This window comes from Leptolyngbya sp. FACHB-321 (assembly GCF_014695975.1).
Classification (GTDB): Bacteria; Cyanobacteriota; Cyanobacteriia; order Leptolyngbyales; family Leptolyngbyaceae; genus Stenomitos.
Genome location: NZ_JACJPI010000042.1, coordinates 175208 through 190937, shown reverse-complemented (window position 1 = coordinate 190937; position 15730 = coordinate 175208). Strand labels below are relative to the sequence as shown.

General features: G+C 50.0%; 17 protein-coding genes. 12 read left to right on the top strand and 5 right to left on the bottom strand.

Annotation, left to right across the window (positions count from 1 at the left end):
• Positions 1-39: 39 nt before the first annotated feature.
• The gene (gene queC, locus H6F76_RS06625; protein ID WP_190506913.1) at positions 40-744 is read right to left on the bottom strand and encodes a 7-cyano-7-deazaguanine synthase QueC; all 705 of its coding nucleotides are present in this window, start codon (positions 742-744) and stop codon (positions 40-42) included.
• A gap of 381 nt (positions 745-1125) precedes the next feature.
• On the opposite strand from queC, the gene H6F76_RS06620 reads away from it, so the two are divergent.
• Entirely contained in the window at positions 1126-2661 is a 1536-nt protein-coding gene (locus H6F76_RS06620) for a phospholipid carrier-dependent glycosyltransferase (RefSeq protein WP_190506911.1), read from the top strand.
• Positions 2662-2702: 41 nt separating this feature from the next.
• Here H6F76_RS06620 and trmB read toward each other — a convergent pair whose 3' ends face one another.
• A complete protein-coding gene (trmB, locus tag H6F76_RS06615) occupies positions 2703-3335 on the bottom strand; it encodes a tRNA (guanosine(46)-N7)-methyltransferase TrmB (protein WP_190506909.1) in 633 nt (210 codons plus the stop codon).
• Positions 3336-3518: 183 nt separating this feature from the next.
• Here trmB and H6F76_RS06610 point away from each other — a divergent pair, with 183 nt between their 5' ends.
• Positions 3519-4622 (top strand): metallophosphoesterase, encoded by a 1104-nt coding sequence (locus H6F76_RS06610; protein ID WP_190506908.1) that lies wholly within the window; start codon positions 3519-3521, stop codon positions 4620-4622.
• 77 nt (positions 4623-4699) lie between these two features.
• Here the strand turns inward: H6F76_RS06610 and H6F76_RS06605 are convergent, their stop codons facing one another.
• Together H6F76_RS06605 and H6F76_RS06600 are read right to left on the bottom strand one after the other, a co-directional pair.
• Positions 4700-5971, bottom strand: a complete 1272-nt coding sequence (locus H6F76_RS06605) for an FIST N-terminal domain-containing protein (protein ID WP_242036554.1) — start codon at positions 5969-5971, stop codon at positions 4700-4702.
• Between the two features lie 227 nt (positions 5972-6198).
• Positions 6199-6384 carry a hypothetical protein gene (locus tag H6F76_RS06600; RefSeq protein ID WP_190450432.1) on the bottom strand — a complete coding sequence of 62 codons (186 nt, stop codon included), beginning with the start codon at positions 6382-6384 and terminating at the stop codon, positions 6199-6201.
• Between H6F76_RS06600 and H6F76_RS06595 the strand changes: the two genes are divergently transcribed.
• The 4 genes from H6F76_RS06595 (at position 6383) to glmM (ending at position 9345) form a co-directional block, all read left to right on the top strand.
• Positions 6383-6607 (top strand): Calvin cycle protein CP12, encoded by a 225-nt coding sequence (locus H6F76_RS06595; RefSeq protein WP_190450433.1) that lies wholly within the window; start codon positions 6383-6385, stop codon positions 6605-6607. The two genes, H6F76_RS06600 and H6F76_RS06595, sit on opposite strands and share 2 nt — an antisense overlap.
• Before the next feature lie 159 nt (positions 6608-6766).
• Positions 6767-7369, top strand: coding sequence for a DUF3177 family protein (locus H6F76_RS06590; RefSeq protein ID WP_190506906.1), 603 nt, complete (start codon positions 6767-6769; stop codon positions 7367-7369).
• Between the two features lie 5 nt (positions 7370-7374).
• Entirely contained in the window at positions 7375-7683 is a 309-nt protein-coding gene (locus tag H6F76_RS06585) for a hypothetical protein (protein WP_190506904.1), read from the top strand.
• A gap of 105 nt (positions 7684-7788) precedes the next feature.
• Positions 7789-9345 carry a phosphoglucosamine mutase gene (glmM, locus tag H6F76_RS06580; RefSeq protein WP_190506902.1) on the top strand — a complete coding sequence of 519 codons (1557 nt, stop codon included), beginning with the start codon at positions 7789-7791 and terminating at the stop codon, positions 9343-9345.
• Between the two features lie 66 nt (positions 9346-9411).
• On the opposite strand, the gene H6F76_RS06575 is transcribed toward glmM, so the two are convergent.
• Positions 9412-9858 carry a Fur family transcriptional regulator gene (locus tag H6F76_RS06575; RefSeq protein WP_190450437.1) on the bottom strand — a complete coding sequence of 149 codons (447 nt, stop codon included), beginning with the start codon at positions 9856-9858 and terminating at the stop codon, positions 9412-9414.
• Positions 9859-10284: 426 nt separating this feature from the next.
• Between H6F76_RS06575 and H6F76_RS06570 the strand changes: the two genes are divergently transcribed.
• The 6 genes from H6F76_RS06570 to H6F76_RS06545 all read left to right on the top strand — a co-directional run bounded on the left by H6F76_RS06570 (position 10285) and on the right by H6F76_RS06545 (position 15572).
• A complete protein-coding gene (locus H6F76_RS06570) occupies positions 10285-10797 on the top strand; it encodes a thylakoid membrane photosystem I accumulation factor (protein ID WP_347275987.1) in 513 nt (170 codons plus the stop codon).
• A gap of 101 nt (positions 10798-10898) precedes the next feature.
• The gene (locus H6F76_RS06565) at positions 10899-11219 is read left to right on the top strand and encodes a DUF1643 domain-containing protein (protein ID WP_242036553.1); all 321 of its coding nucleotides are present in this window, start codon (positions 10899-10901) and stop codon (positions 11217-11219) included.
• 810 nt (positions 11220-12029) lie between these two features.
• Positions 12030-12386, top strand: a complete 357-nt coding sequence (locus H6F76_RS06560) for a hypothetical protein (RefSeq protein ID WP_190506897.1) — start codon at positions 12030-12032, stop codon at positions 12384-12386.
• Positions 12387-12508: 122 nt separating this feature from the next.
• Positions 12509-14014, top strand: a complete 1506-nt coding sequence (locus tag H6F76_RS06555; RefSeq protein WP_190506895.1) for an AAA family ATPase — start codon at positions 12509-12511, stop codon at positions 14012-14014.
• Between the two features lie 135 nt (positions 14015-14149).
• The gene (locus H6F76_RS06550; protein WP_106254971.1) at positions 14150-14503 is read left to right on the top strand and encodes a DUF1257 domain-containing protein; all 354 of its coding nucleotides are present in this window, start codon (positions 14150-14152) and stop codon (positions 14501-14503) included.
• A gap of 199 nt (positions 14504-14702) precedes the next feature.
• Complete coding sequence (locus H6F76_RS06545; RefSeq protein WP_190506893.1) at positions 14703-15572, top strand: inositol monophosphatase family protein; 870 nt, start codon at positions 14703-14705, stop codon at positions 15570-15572.
• Positions 15573-15730 lie beyond the last annotated feature (158 nt).

Genomic DNA, 15730 nt, shown 5'->3' with positions numbered 1-15730 from the left:
CTAGATCTCCGGCTACTTCACAGTCGGAGATCGGTCAGGCTAAGGTTCAAAGCGGGCGTTGTAAAGTTGTTTACCGATCAGTGTGGCTAGATCAGCGAACCCTGCTTCGATAAGGGCACGATCGCGAATGCGACACGAATCACACAAGCCGCATGGTACTGCATCCCCCTGATAGCACGACCAAGTTTGGGCGATCGGCACTCCCAGTTGCACAGCCCGTCTCACAATATCTGCCTTGCTATCGTTTACTAGCGGCGCAACAAGGGTAGGCGCGTTGCCTTCGAGTCCTGCTTTAGATGAGAGCCTTGCAAGCTGCTGATATGCCTCTAAATAGTCGGGACGGCAATCGGGATAACCAGAGTAATCTACAGCGTTGATGCCCAGATAGATAGCAACGGCATTTTTGGCTTCTGCCAGCGAAAGCGCGATCGCAATAAACACAGTATTGCGCCCCGGCACATAGGTAACAGGAATAACATTGGACTGCACGCCATTTAAGGGCATTGCTACTGCTGTATCAGTCAGTGCTGAACCGCCCCACTTCGCTAGGTTAACGTCCATAATAAAATGGTCTTGGATACCTAGATGCGCGGCTATCTGCTTGGCAGCAAGGAGTTCACGAGCGTGACTCTGACCGTAGTTGAAGGATAAAGCAATCACCGTGTTGCCATCGGCGATCGCCTGCGCTGCCACCGTTGCAGAGTCAAGCCCGCCTGAAAGTAACACAACGGCTGTAGGGTTCATAAGCTAGAAAAAAGGGAGTGCAAAGAGTTTCACCGAGACAGCGGTGCCACCTGTTAGGCTGTTGCTGGCTCGTTTTAGACTGTTCTCTAACCGTCTTCTTGATTTCTGCCATGTCGGCTCTAAATTCGATTGTGCTTTCGGTGAGCCGACCGATGCTCGGTGGTGATTTCAAGGCGATGACCGATGGTGTCTAACTATTGTGTGGTTATGGCAGTTCCGGTTTAGCGATCGCTCACCCAGCAAGTCTGATTCATTCTACAGGAGCTGCGATCGATGCAAGCGGTAAGAGGGGTGACAGCTCAACTTTGCCACTTAAGGGCTATGGCTGATGCGCGTCCCCATGCGAAAGTAGGAACGCATACAGTAGACTGAACGTGAGTTATGACCTTGTTAAAGAAACCATCGGGCGGGTCTGCCTCCTGGTTTGCACCAGGTATGGTGGGGTTACTGGTGCTGTCTCTTGCTCTACGCTTTTGGGGCTTGGGGCGGTTTAACAGTTTGGTCTTTGACGAAGTTTATTATGTCAAATTTGCCCACAACTACCTGACCCAAACACCGTTTTTTGATGGGCATCCACCGCTTAGTAAGTATTTAATTGCGATCGGTATCTGGCTTGGTAATCAGATGCCGATCGGGCGTGACACCGTCAACAGTCTTGCGGGTGCGCCCTACAGCACATGGAGCTATCGTTGGCTAAATGCGCTGACGGGTGCGTTTATTCCGCTGGTGGTGGCAGGCATTGCGTATCAGTTGAGCCATCGCCGCAGCTATGCCTTCCTTGCTGGGCTATTTGCCGCATTAGATGGCTTGTTTCTGGTGGAATCACGCTATGCACTCAATAACGTTTACCTGGTCATCTTTGGGCTGCTGGGCTTGTGGTGTCTTTTGCTAGCGTTAGAGGTGCGATTGACCCCGCGCAGTCTCTACTTAATTGCCTCTGGCGTGTTTTTTGGGGCTTCAGCCTCGATCAAGTGGAATGGACTATGGTTTCTCTTTGGTGCCTACGGGCTGTGGGTGGCTGCCTGGTTGCTCCGTTGGCTTCAGGCTCGATTCCCCACTATTCAGCCTGGTTTGCTTTTGGCTGATGGGGCGGAACCTAGGCAAAACGATCGCACAGTACAAAGTCCGTTACAACGGTTGGCTCAGTTAACACCGTGGCAAATCGCGTTGAATTTGGGCTGTGTGCCAGCCACGTTCTATTACCTGATCTGGATTCCTCATCTGAAATTCAACACAGCCGTCGGTTTTTTGGATTTGCAAAAGCAAATACTGAACTACCACGAGCGGGTAGGCAGTGGTACGCAAGTGCATCCTTACTGCGCTGAGTGGTATACGTGGATTTTGATGCTGCGTCCGTTAGCGTATTACTACAAAGTGGAGGCGCAGGGTGGTCCGCTGTTGTCCACCGATCCGGCTGTACCAGCAGGCAACACCGTAATTTACGATGTCCATGCGATTGGCAACCCTATACTTTGGTGGCTATCGACGCTGGCGATCGTCCTTGTCTTTATCGTCCTGGTGCAGCAGCTTCTCCACTGGCTGTCGCCGCCTCAGCTTGAAGAACCGTCGTATGTTGAAGGACAGCCGTCTACCCGCCGACCTCCTTTAAACGCAACTGAATTCTGGCTCGCGCTTTTTCTAGGCATCAACTACGCTGCCAATCTGTTGCCCTGGGTGAAGGTCACGCGCTGCACGTTTTTGTATCACTACATGGGCGCGTCAGTGTTTGCCTCGATGGCGATCGCCTGGTTAGTTGATCGCTGGCTCCACAGCAGCAAGTCAAATCTCCGCACGATGGGTGTGCTGGCGATCGTAGCGATCGTGCTGGCATTTATCTTCTGGCTACCCGTTTATTTAGGGTTACCCCTCTCGACCGAAGGCTTTCAACAACGGATGTGGCTACCGTCGTGGGTATAAGGAATGAAGGCGTGGAAGCGTGGAAGGGTAGGGAACTCAACTTATTTTTTGGCAAACAGCGATCGATACACAGCTTCTCCCCGTTCCATCGTTGACGTTTCACGTTCAGTGGGAATGGGGAGGGGATTGGAGTCTAGCCAGTCATAATGTTCGCAAACGAAGGCAGGATGGGCAGCGAAGCGATCGCGCATCTCCACCGCGACTTCTTCGACATCAGACTGGATAAAGACCTTACCACCGGGCGTAAGTGCTTCTGCTAGCGCCTCAATTAAGTCTGGCTGTACCACGCGGCGCTTTTGGTGTTTGCGCTTAAACCACGGATCGGGAAACTGGATGGTCGCCTGCTGAAGCCGTCCGACAGGCAGTGACCTCAGTAACGGTCGCAGGGAGTTGTTGGCGTTGCAAAATAAATAGTGCAAATTAGTCAAGCCCAACTCCGCTTTCCAGCCATTAGCTTGCTCTACCAGTGGCTCCCGAATTTCTAGCCCTAAGAAATTCCACTCTGGCTGCACTTGTGCCATTTGCAGCAGGAACCGACCCTTGCCACAACCAATATCTAAGTGAAGTGGGCGATCGAGGTCATGGTAAAGACGGCTCCAATCCGGTGGGCTGATGGGAGTTTGATACTTTTTGCTAAGCGGATTAACGTGTTCGCGCACTCGGACAATAGACAAGTGAGAAGAGCCTCTTAGAGAAAGGATAAGGGATGAAGGGTGGAGGGTAAAAAGGTGAAGGGGTAGAAGGGTGAAAGGGGATACGTTTTAGTCAACACTGATGATGGCTTTCTAACTTTAGCCTTTCCCCTTTAGCCTTTCCCTTCTAGCTGATTGCTTCGCACATCGCTTAGGATCGATCGTATGAGTCTTAATTTTCGCTTCGCCGTCATTAGCGATCTACATATCGCTTTACCCCACACCATTTGGAATCATCCCAGCCGCTTTCACTTGGTTGAAGTGAGCATTCCTGTTTTAGAAAGCATTCTCGATCGCCTAAGCACTCTCAAGCTAGATTTCCTGTTGCTGCCAGGTGATTTGACCCAGCATGGCGAACCAGCAAACCATACCTGGCTGGCAGAACGATTAGCACAACTGCCCTACCCAGCGTATGTGGTGCCTGGTAATCATGATGTACCGACGTTGGAATCTGATGGTAACGCGATCGGGCTGGCGGACTTTCCACATTACTACCGTTCGTACGGCTATGACAATCCAGAGCAACTTTATTACACCTGCCAACTGCTGCCAGGAGTACGGTTGATTGGGTTGAATTCTAATCAGTTCGATCGTCATGGTAAACAGCTTGGCTGCCTGGATGATGCACAATTAAGCTGGCTGCAAACCGTTTTGGCAGAGCATCAGGACGATTTGATTCTAGTGATGATTCACCACAATGTTGTGGAGCATTTGCCGGGGCAGTCGCGGAACCCAATAGGGCAGCGCTATATGTTAGACAATGCGCCGACATTGTTAAAAATGCTGCGAGAAGCAAAGGTACAGCTCGTATTTACAGGGCATTTGCACGTGCAGGATATTGCCTGCTCTGAGGGCGTTTATGACATCACGACGGGATCGCTAGTGAGCTATCCGCATCCCTATCGTGTGCTGGAGTTGCGAACGGACGATCGTGGGCAGCGATTACTGCACATTGCCTCTGGACGGGTTGAATCAGTACCCGGTTGGGAGACGTTACAGCAAACGTCGCGTGACTTCATGGGCGAGCGATCCCAGCCGTTCATGCTTCAACTTTTGATGCAGCCCCCGTTAAAGCTGTCTCAGGCAGAAGCAGCGGAATTGGCTCCCCATCTACACTCCTTTTGGGCAGATCTCGCCAATGGTGATGCAAGGTTTGCTTTCCCTACGTTTCCCGCATCCGCTCGTCGTTACTTCGAGCGATTTAGCGCGATCGACGCTAACGGTCAGCTGCAGTGCATCGATAACAACACCACGCTATTGTTGTCCTAAAGTTGATGGAAGTCTTTAGCTGATCGCTGACTGCTGAAGGCTCATACAGACTTAGCACTTACACTCAAACGCTACGCTTATGGCTGGCGTACGATACCGAAGACAGACGTAAACCCATGCAGAAACGTACTGTCACCAACAGGACCAATTTCACCACTGCAAAAGAAGCCACTGAGGGGCACATCTGGTAAGTAGCGGCTAAAAAGCTGGGAGTCAAAATTAGGTTCGTCATACAGCCGATTGCCTCGTCCGACACAAGCAAACATGAGCGCTCCGATCGCAGAGGCTGGTTTAGTCTGTTGGTAACGTTCTAGCAGCATTTCCAGATCTTCGGCTGAGGTCTGGGCATCGCGCAGATGAAACTGAATGCGCTGACCGGGGCGGATACGATCGCCGATTGCAATCGCGCCCACTCTTGGGTCGACACCGAGCAAATACCGAATCAAAAAGTCTCCCTGTTCCAGATCTTGCTTGAATTCATTCTGCGCTACACCAACAAACAGCGAATTCTGCGCCAGCATTTGGTCATCTGCGTCCAGCGTTTGAATGAGATCCTGCAAGACCTCTAGCGGCGTACGCTTTTGTGACACTAGCGCACCGCCGCCGTGGGGTACGGGGCTAGTATCTGCCTGTTCTTCCAACCCTAGCAGAATGTTTCGCTCACCTTCTGTTACCCAATACGGTTGCCCAATCGGTCGGCAACCCTGCGCGACGATCGTCTCCAAGACAACGTTGCCACTGAGTGCAATGCCAACGACTCCATCACGATGTAGATGAGCATTACAAAATAAGCCGCTACTGCCGTTTGGGGTGGCTGCACTGGCAACGCCGCCCACCTTAACTGAGCCAGGGTACGCAAAATCAAGTCCTTGCAGGAGGTCGTTAATTTTGGGAAATGACTGATCAGCCAGCAAAACAAACTGGGGTTGCTCGTCAATAGGCACATCGATTAACTTCACCCAGGCATCAGGCGCACTGTCTAAGTCGGGCAACTGTTCTGCCGTGATATGAAACGATCGCACATTAACGTCTGGCAAGGTTGCCAAGGTGAGCGCGATCGCGGGTTCATCTTCTACTTCCTGGGGCTGTTCTGTGCCCTTCGACCCTACGACTCCATTACCACCACACCCAATCAGTGGGATGTCTGGCAACCGCTCCCGTAGCAGCGGCAGCAACCGAGAATATTCACTGGCAAACGCAGCGGCAATAAAAACAAAGCCAACAGTGGGTGCATTGTTTAGTAGCGCTTGTGCTTTTTGCACCACGTCATCAACGGCGGCTTCTAAGGACGGACGAGTTGATAAGGTGCTGACCCACTGCATTGCATTCGCGCTGTCTCCTCCTGTCATGCGTTCCCCCTTGAGGCAAAGGATGCTTCTCAGCGTAGCTGGAAATGTTTCGATCGTCTCAACGATTACGAGCAATTCTTAGAACCACCTCAACAATTCTCAAGCTTCGCCATGGCGATCAATGGATCTGGTAAGGTGGAGTTAGCGTTACGATAAGTAAAGGTAGAGCATAGCCTAATTAGCCTCTTCTTTGAGGTTAGCCAAAATCGTTAGCGATGAGGCAAGCTTTACTGAAGTGCGATCGCTTTCTGCTTCACCCAGGCAGAAACGGCTAAAGCGATGGATGTAAGCATACATTGATCGGGCGATCGACAAAGTGCTGATGTTTGGGACGGCAACCGTAACTTACGAAGCAGTAATTTATCTGCGTTGCCCCAATACTCGATGAGAATTATTACCAGCGAAGAATCCATGAGTGATATTCAAGAAAAAATTGAAGATGAGTTGAAGCAAGCCCGTGCTGCTTGTGATGTTAGCGGCAGCAACTCGCCTGAGTGTGCCGCAGCCTGGGATGCCGTCGAAGAACTGCAATCTGAAGCGGCTCACCAACGGCAAGCTAAACCAAAGAAAAACTCCCTTGAGATCTACTGCGACGACAATCCTGAAGCGGCTGAATGTCGGATTTACGAGGACTAAAGCCCGTTAGCTTGAAGTTCCTATCTCCCGCCTCCTGTAGCCCTTAGGTATACTGGATGCGCGAATCTTGACGAGTACCCAGAATGCCTAGTTGGCGTTGAGGCTACTCGTCAATTTTCATGTTTACTGGTTATTATCTTTGCCGTTGACCGTATTCTTATGCCGTTTCCTTCCTGGTTGCCATCCCTTGTCTGGACAGACTACCGATTGGCGCTTCTTTTCACAGTGTTGTTCCCGCTGGCACTGCTGCTATGGACATTTATTGCCAAAGCAGAAGCGATGCAGAGCCTTCTGGCTATTTACTGGCGTGTTTCGAGCTTGCTAGCCATTACGGTCTATTTATTGATTGGGGCGTTGCCTGTTGGCTTTGTAGCTGGCTGGCTGGCACGGCTTTTGATTCCAGTATCGCTCTGGTTTTGGGCAGATTTGAACGAAGAAATTTCAGAGCAGCCGTCTAGTCGCTTAAAACTGGCTTTTACATCCTGGCGCTGGGCGGTCTCGATTTATTGCGGCTTAGGTGCGCTGGCTCAAATACCAGTTCTACGCTGTGCCTTTTTGGGTGCCAATACGCTGTTAGGAGATCCGTTTTGCCGTCTCTGGCTTGAGCCACCTTGGGCGCTTAGAGAAGCCATCCATGCTACAACAAAGCCGTTTTTTCTAGGCTTTTTAGCATTGGTGGCATTGGCAGTTTATGTGCTCTATTTGGGCTACTTTGTGGTCGTTCGCTTAGGTCGGCAGGGTCGATCGGCGACAGGGCAATAGATGTCATGGTTGATTTGACGCCGACAGCAGGAACTCGCTTGGAACGCTATACCGAAAAGCGTCCGCAAGAAGTGCTGCTTGTGATGGCTGAGGTAGATGGTGTCGTTGATCAGGTTGCTATCTTTCGGGGTTTCTCTAGCTCTCTAGTACGATCGACTGCGTTTGATCCTGATCTGCCAGTGCTGCCCGATCATGCCATCATCCAAGCGATCGATCGGCTCCATAGTCCTTATGACCCTAATGAACCGCGCTACATCCAGCAGGGATTAACCTGGGGAACCATACAACCAGTCCTTGAGGCAGCGGGCGTATAGAGGCGCATAGAGAAGACGCTTAACTTACTGGTTCTGTCCAGCGTCGGTTTTCTAAAGAAAGTGTTATCCTCCACAATGAGTGTGTTGTGTGGGGTTCTTTAGTGTATGGTTCAATCTCCAGTCAGGACGCAAGAGTCTGATGATATCGGCATTGCGTCGTCTTTACGATCGACAGAATTAGGGCGATCGTCCTTTATAGCACCGCCATTAGTTAGTAAAGAAACGACTAACTTGGCAACTGCTAACACAGGTTGGGGCGGGTTAAACCTACCGACCAGTCGCCTGTTTGGTACCGATGGCATTCGTGGACGCGCTGGGGATTTGCTTACCGCGCCGCTAGCTTTACAAATTGGGTTTTGGGCAGGACATATTTTGCGGTCACAGATGGTTCCAACGGGGCGATCGCAAGCAGCGGCGCTGGGTCCGGTCGTGATTGGGCAGGATTCACGTCAGTCTGGCAATATGCTGGCGATGGCACTCTCAGCCGGGTTAAACGCAGCGGGTTTAGATGTGTGGAATTTGGGTTTGTGCCCAACTCCAGGCGTTGCTTATCTGACCAATGCGTCTGAGGCGATCGGGGGTGTGATGGTTTCTGCCAGCCATAATCCACCGGACGATAATGGCATCAAGTTTTTTGGCTCTAACGGCAGCAAGCTAGCGCTAGCACTTCAAGAGCAAATTGAGGCAGCTTTACGTGGTAAAAGCACTCTAGCGATTAATGATAACGGTCGCTATGGGCAGCATTATTATCGCTCAGAGTTGCTCAACGACTATCTCACTGCCATTCAGCAGCCTCTATCAAAAGCAGCATTACCGCTGCAAGGAATGCGTATTGTCCTGGATCTGGCGTGGGGCGCAGCCGTGCATTTGGCACCAGAGGCGTTTCGCTCGCTTGGTGCATCAGTCATTTGCCTCCATGACCAGCCAGATGGTAGTCGTATCAATGTGAACTGTGGTTCAACACATTTAGGGGCACTTCAGGCGGCTGTGAAAATGCATCATGCCGATATGGGGTTTGCCTTTGATGGCGATGCCGATCGCGTTTTGGCAGTGGATGCTAGTGGTCGCGTGGTAGATGGTGATTACATTCTTTACCTGTGGGGGCAAACCCTGCGGCAGTCAGAGCAGCTACCTGGCAATACGATCGTTGCAACTGTTATGTCCAACCTGGGCTTTGAACGTGCTTGGGAAAAACAGGGTGGTACGCTGATTCGTGCTGCGGTTGGCGATCAATACGTCCATGCTGAGATGTTGCGCCACGGCTCGGTGCTAGGTGGTGAACAGTCAGGTCACATTCTCTGTAGCCATTATGGTGTGAGCGGTGATGGTTTGCTAACAGCACTCCATCTAGCCTCGCTGGTGCAGCAGTCGGGCGTTTCGTTAACGACGCTGGTCGATCAGAGCTTTCAAACTTATCCTCAACGGCTGCAAAATGTGCGGGTAGAAGACCGCGATCGTCGGCTGCACTGGCAAAACTGCGATCCGCTGCAACAGGCGATCGCTCAAGCAGAAGCCGATATGGGCGATCGAGGACGTGTTCTGGTGCGGGCTTCAGGCACAGAACCCCTTATTCGCGTCATGGTAGAGGCTGCTACTGCCGATCTCGTAACGTACTGGACCGAAACATTGGTAGCTGTCGTGCAGCAATACCTGGTTGCCTAACGATACCTGGGGGTTCGTTAAATAAAATTGAGGTGTTCCGACGGGAGCGCCTCAATACTTAAATTTCTACTGATCTTGAGGCTTGCGATAACCGTAGAAATCAATGTGGTAGTCAGTAATGCGAACGCCTGTCTGCTGCTCAATCTGTTGCAAGATTGCTTCTGGCAGCTCAATGTGAACGTCCAAAATTTGGTTGGTGTCTAGACAATTGACGTGGCTATGAGAATCGCTAATGTTGCCATACAGTCTGCCATCAGAACGCTCAACGCACTCGATAATGCCTTGCTCAGAGAGCGCTTCAAGGTTTTGGTAAACTGATGTATGACCGATTTCTTTGCCCTGACGGTTGAGGCGATTATAAATTTCTCTCGCAGCTAAATGCTCTTCTTCTTGCCATAACAACTCAAGAATGAATCGTCGTTGACGGCTCAACCTCATGCCTAACGCCTGACAGCGATCAAGGGCATCTTCAAGCGATCGAATTGGTTTTTCCGCTGCTACATTGTTTTGCATACTGGACGCTCTCGACTCACTGATACAACCTAGCTGCCTACATCGCGCCAGATTTTGCTGCTACTCAAGCTTTTTCAGCTCAAGCTGATAATTGTAGGCGTTGCTACTTACATACAGTTCTATCACAGGCTAACCTAAACTCGCTACAACTTTGCTTTAGGGTAAGGGGTTAAGAGGCAGGGGGCAGGAGGAGTAAGGGACGTTTGGGGAAGGCTAGCGCTTTGCTACTTTTACTTCTTGCCTTCTGTCCTCTGCTTTTGCCTTTGCTTCTGTCCTCGATTGCTAGAGAATGAGAAGGGAGACGTTACGAAAGTATTCGGGTTTATGAGAGTTTTGCAGTTGCGCTGGTTAGAGTTACCGATCGCGGGTGCATGTGTTGATTGGGGACGAAGAACGTTTCAGCGTGGTTTATGGCTGTGCCTAGCTATGGCTATTGGACTAGGGGTGCTAAGTATGCCACCAGCGCTAGCAGGGTTGACGGACGACCGCTACGATGGGGAAATTTTTACGCTCTATGCGGGCAATGGGTCGCTGGTACCGCCGAAGTTTACGTTAGCAGAGGCATTAAAGCGCGATCGTCCTGCGTTGCTATATTTCTATGTTGATGATAGCAAGGACTGTAAGGCATACACGGCAGTGATTTCTCAACTACAAGCCTTTTATGGCAAGGCAGCGGATTTGTTGCCAATTCGAGTTGATTCGATTCCTTCAAAGCCCTCTTATACAAATACAGAGCCAGGTTACTACTACGCAGGCGTGGTGCCGCAAGTCGTGCTCTTTGATGCTTCTGGTAAGGTCGTGCTGAACGAAAACGGTATTGTTCCGTTTGAGACGATCGATGCGAAGTTGCGCGAATTGTTTGACCTACTGCCACGATCAGAGAGCACTGTCCTTAAACGCCGTCAGGTGAATGAAGTGACAACCGAATTGGCGAAGTGAGGCAAGGCAAAGGGCAAAACGGCAGTCAATCAAACGCTAGCCTTCCTTAGACTTCCCTTGCTTCCTCAGCACCCCTTGTTTCCCAGTGCCCCTTACCCTCTATGCAATCTGGCGCGACCTTTGATGCCACTGGATACTATCGCTATTTGCTTTGGCGATCGTGGGATACAAGAGCGGCAAAAGTTGGCTTTGTGATGCTGAACCCCAGTCAGGCAGATGCAGTTGTTGACGATCCGACCATTCGGCGCTGTCTAGATTTCGCACGAGTATGGGGGTTTGGTGCGCTAGAAGTCGTGAATCTTTTTGCTTACTGTACGGCTTATCCAACAGAGCTACGCTGTGTTGCCGATCCGATTGGGGCTGAGAACGATCGCTACCTAGCAGACCTGGGGCAGCGAGTAGACCAGATTATTCTAGCCTGAGGAAATGGTGGTCGCTTGCAAGGGCGCGATCGGTGTGTAATGGCGTTGCTGGGTAATCAGCCGATTTATTGTTTGGGCACCACGAAGCTAGGACAACCCAAACATCCGCTCTACCTCAAGCGGGAAGTAGCCAGACATGAAGTGCAGTTTTCCTTTGAACGCGACAAATGAAAGGGAGACAAATTGAATAAAGTCGAATTTTTCCTATAGGGGCATGATTTTGCTGCCTTAACAGATTGCGACGTTGGCAGGTGTTTTCATTCTTAGTTCTTCGTTGTGCTAGCGCTGTTCTAGAACGTGCCATGAATCTAGATAAAACAGAGGTACAGATACACTCAAGCAGAATAGCTGACACCACGACGATACGCTCTACGAGATAAGCAATGGAAACGAACCAAAGACTTACTGCCTAGACGCGAAGGTGATATAGGAGCCAACGTCAAGAACAAACGACTGCTTGTCAATACGGTGCTATGTCGTTACTAGGCGGATCTCCTATGACAAGCACTCAAAGAGTTTTCTAGAGGCAGTTTCTCTGGCGGCCACCGCTATCTGGCTTAATTGGTACAGGCTCTAGATCCAAGTGTTAGTTGCTTAGCCTTAAAAGTCCGTCTTCAAAAACTAAAGCACTAAAAGCACTGCCTACATTAGGTTTTACTGTCCTTACATCTGCTAGTAATACGCTATGTCAACACCAGACAATTGTAACTAGATGTAACGATGTTGCCGTCATGACGGCATGGTGTCTTGACAGCAAGCTGTTCAGTCGATATTCTTCATTACATACCCGGGTACACAACTGAGAGTTCTATGCAAGACAAGCAGAAAGTTACGTTATATCTCCCGCCAGAGCTGCACCGTCAAATCAAAATTCGGGCAGCACTTGATTCTGAGACAATGACGGATATTGCTCAACGCGCCATCGCGTTCTACTTGTCTCATAGTGAGCTGGTTGACGGTTATGAAGGTGCAGCGCACGGAAAGGCTTATCAGATCTATACGTGTAACGAATGTTCCTCTCCTTCCATTTTGAAAGATGGTGAATTGGTTTCTCTACGCGCTCAATCTGGTGCGTTAGTTGAGGAAAAGCTTCCATCTGTACGGGTCAAGGGTGCTAGCTCTATTAGTGCTGAAGCTCAAGGTGAAGGAAGTTTGGTTCCCTGCTAGTTCCAAGCGGGTGTTTTAGTAGAAAGCTTGCGTTCTGAATATTGCCTCTAAGTAGGTTTTAAGGTCAGACGTAAAGGTTTCTTTAATCTAGGCGGTTGCACTGTCTCTCATGGGTCGATGCTATGCAGGAAGAACTCAGTATTCTGATACAGGCTCAGTATCCTCTCATCTATATGGTGACATCAGAGGAAGAAAGGGCTGAACAGACCATTGTGGCGGTTTCCCAGAATAAACCTCAGCGTCGGGTCTTTGTCTGGACTGTAACGCACGGCATTGTTGAGTACGGTCAGCCTCGTAGTGTGACTCAGCACAATACAGTTTCGCCTGAGGCTGCTATTGAGTGGGTAACTCGGCAGAAAGAGCCAGGTATTTTTGTTTTCAAGGATCTTCATCCATTTTATTCGGCTCCTGTTATACGTTGGTTGAGAGATGCAATCTCTAGCTTCAAAGGCACTCAAAAAACGATTATTTTGATGTCGCCGGTACAAGAGATTCCCATTGAGCTAGAAAAAGAAGTAGCGGTTTTGGATTTTCCAATGCCGAATATGGGAGAGCTTAACCACGTTCTTTCGCAGCAGCTTGAGCAAGTTCGCACTAGACGTATTACGACTGAAGCGCGTGAGAAGTTGTTAAAAGCAGCCTTAGGGCTGACGCGCGATGAAGCAGAAAAGGTTTATCGTAAAGCTCAGGTTACTGCTGGTCGCTTGACGGAGGAAGAAGTTGACGTTGTTCTTTCTGAGAAGAAGCAGCTAATTCGACGCAACGGTATTCTGGAGTACGTTGAAGAAGACGAAACGATCGATTCTGTCGGCGGCTTAGAAGAACTCAAGCGTTGGTTAAAGCAGCGTTCCAATGCGTTTACAGAGCGTGCTAGAGAGTATGGCTTGCCTCAGCCAAAAGGGATGCTAATTCTAGGTGTACCAGGTTGTGGCAAATCACTGATAGCCAAAACAACCTCACGCCTTTGGGGTTTGCCCTTGCTACGCCTTGACATGGGACGTGTCTATGATGGCTCTATGGTGGGTCGGTCTGAAGCAAATCTACGTGGTGCTTTGAAGACAGCAGAGTCGATTTCCCCCGCTATCTTGTTCATTGATGAGATGGATAAAGCGTTCGCTGGCACATCCGGTTCAGCGGATTCTGATGGTGGTACATCTAGCCGGATTTTTGGCTCTTTCCTCACCTGGATGCAAGAAAAAACGTCTCCTGTGTTTGTGATGGCAACTGCTAACCGTGTGGAGCGTTTGCCCGGAGAGTTTTTGCGGAAAGGAAGATTTGACGAAATCTTTTTTGTTGACTTGCCGAATAGTGAAGAGCGGAAAGAGATTTTTCAGATTCATCTCTCTAAGCGTCGCCGCGAGATTGCACGGTTTGATTTGGACCAGTTAGCGAATGTGTGCGACGGTTTCTCAGGTGCTGAAATTGAACAAGCACTGGTAGCAGCAATGTATGAGGCTTTTGCCCAGGATCGAGAATTTACTCAACTGGACATTATTGCTGCTATCAAGTCAACGTTGCCGCTTTCTAAAACAATGACCGAACAGGTAACTGCCCTCAGAGATTGGGCAAGGCAGCGAGCGCGACCTGCGGCGTTCTCAGTGGCTGAGTATCAGCGACTTGAGTCCTAAAAGCTTTCTCCTGCTCCCAACAGGAGGAAAGGCTAGCACTTTGCTAGCAGTTGACCCACAAACAGCTAAGAGCGATCGCTGTTAGCTTCCTGACCATCAAACGTTGTTCTCAAATCCCCACAGGAGGAAACTCAAATGTCTCATTTTAGCACTCTGCGTACCAAGATTACTGATGCCGAAATCCTGAAGGCTTCTCTCCGTGATCTAGGTATTTCTGTGAAAACAGATGCTGATGTTCGTGGCTACAATGGTCAGCGGGTTCGTTCAGACATCGTTGCCATTCTAGAAGGCGAATATGATCTGGGCTGGTCTCGCAACACCGACGGTTCGTTTGACCTGATTGCTGACCTCTGGGGTGTTGCTAAGAAGCATAACCAGACTGAGCTGATCAATTCGATCAACCAAAAGTATGCTGTGAACAAGACTCTTTCTGAAGTCAAGCGTCCTGGTCTGCAAAACGCAAACGTCAAACTGGTACTACAAAAGTAGTTCTTTTTCGCGTTCCCAAACTAGCGGGTTAACCCTTCCCTGGTTAGCCCGTTTTTTGTTGGCGCTTTTTCTTAATCCTTATATCTAGAGTTTTTTAGCGATCGCTACACTAAAGCGATCGAGCTTAAGATGAAAGTAAAAGTGTTGTTTTGTAGCCATTGGCAGGCTAGAGTTTGTTTTTAATCGCAGTACGTTTGCTATGAACCCAATTTCTCCCGATCTCGATCGATCGATCAGGCACTTATTGCGTAGCTGCGGTCAATATGCAAAGCAAATGGCTGCCAGTCCGTTTGAGGTTTTTGAGAAGGGACCAGAGGATTACGTCACCAGTATTGATGCGGCGCTAGATCAAAAACTGGCAGCGGCATTCGCCACGATGTTTCCTGAAGACGGGGTAATTACTGAAGAGGATGCACAGTCGCGCCAAAAGTTTCATGCTGGCTACAGGCGATTGTGGTGCATTGACCCGATCGACGGCACAGAAGATTTCATTCACCGCAAGCGCGATTATGCTGTCATGGTGGGATTACTGCAAGACCAGCAGCCGATCGCAGGTTGGCTTTATGCACCTGCTTATGACCAGCTTTATTATGGCGGACCAGGCTGGGGATTGTTTCAGGCAACAGCCGATGCACAGCCGGAGACTTTAATAGCGACTGAACCTGCGCCACCAACAGCTGGGTTTTGCCCTGTGCTGATTGGTCATCGCGATCAGGCGCAGTTTGGTAGTGCGATCGCTCAGTTGATTCCAGAGGCTCAATTTTACTCGCTTGGCAGCTTTGGCTTAAAGGTGGTCGACGTCGTTTTAGGACGAGCGGGTCTCTACCTCTACTTTAATGGTCGGGTCAAGTTGTGGGATACGGCAGGCCCCTTAGCCCTAGCAAAAGCGGCTGGACTCGTCTGCTGTGATTTGGATGGTCGATCGCTCGGTTTCTCACCTGATGATGTGCATGGAGAGACGTTGGCGCACACACAACCGATTTTAGTGGGTTGGTCTCAGTATGTTGAATTATTGCGACCAAAACTTAAAGCAGCGGTCGAAGCGGTTGCTCAAAACTCGCAACTATAGGTGCAAAGGGACAACGCCCGTCTCACCTATAACTAAGCGTGCCCCTATGACTATTGCCGCTTGGGAAATATAGCGAATGGTGATGCAACGCTTAACGTCGTGGCTCAACTATTTCAGTTCTTACGGAGCGCATACACAAACAAGCTAATGCCTCACTA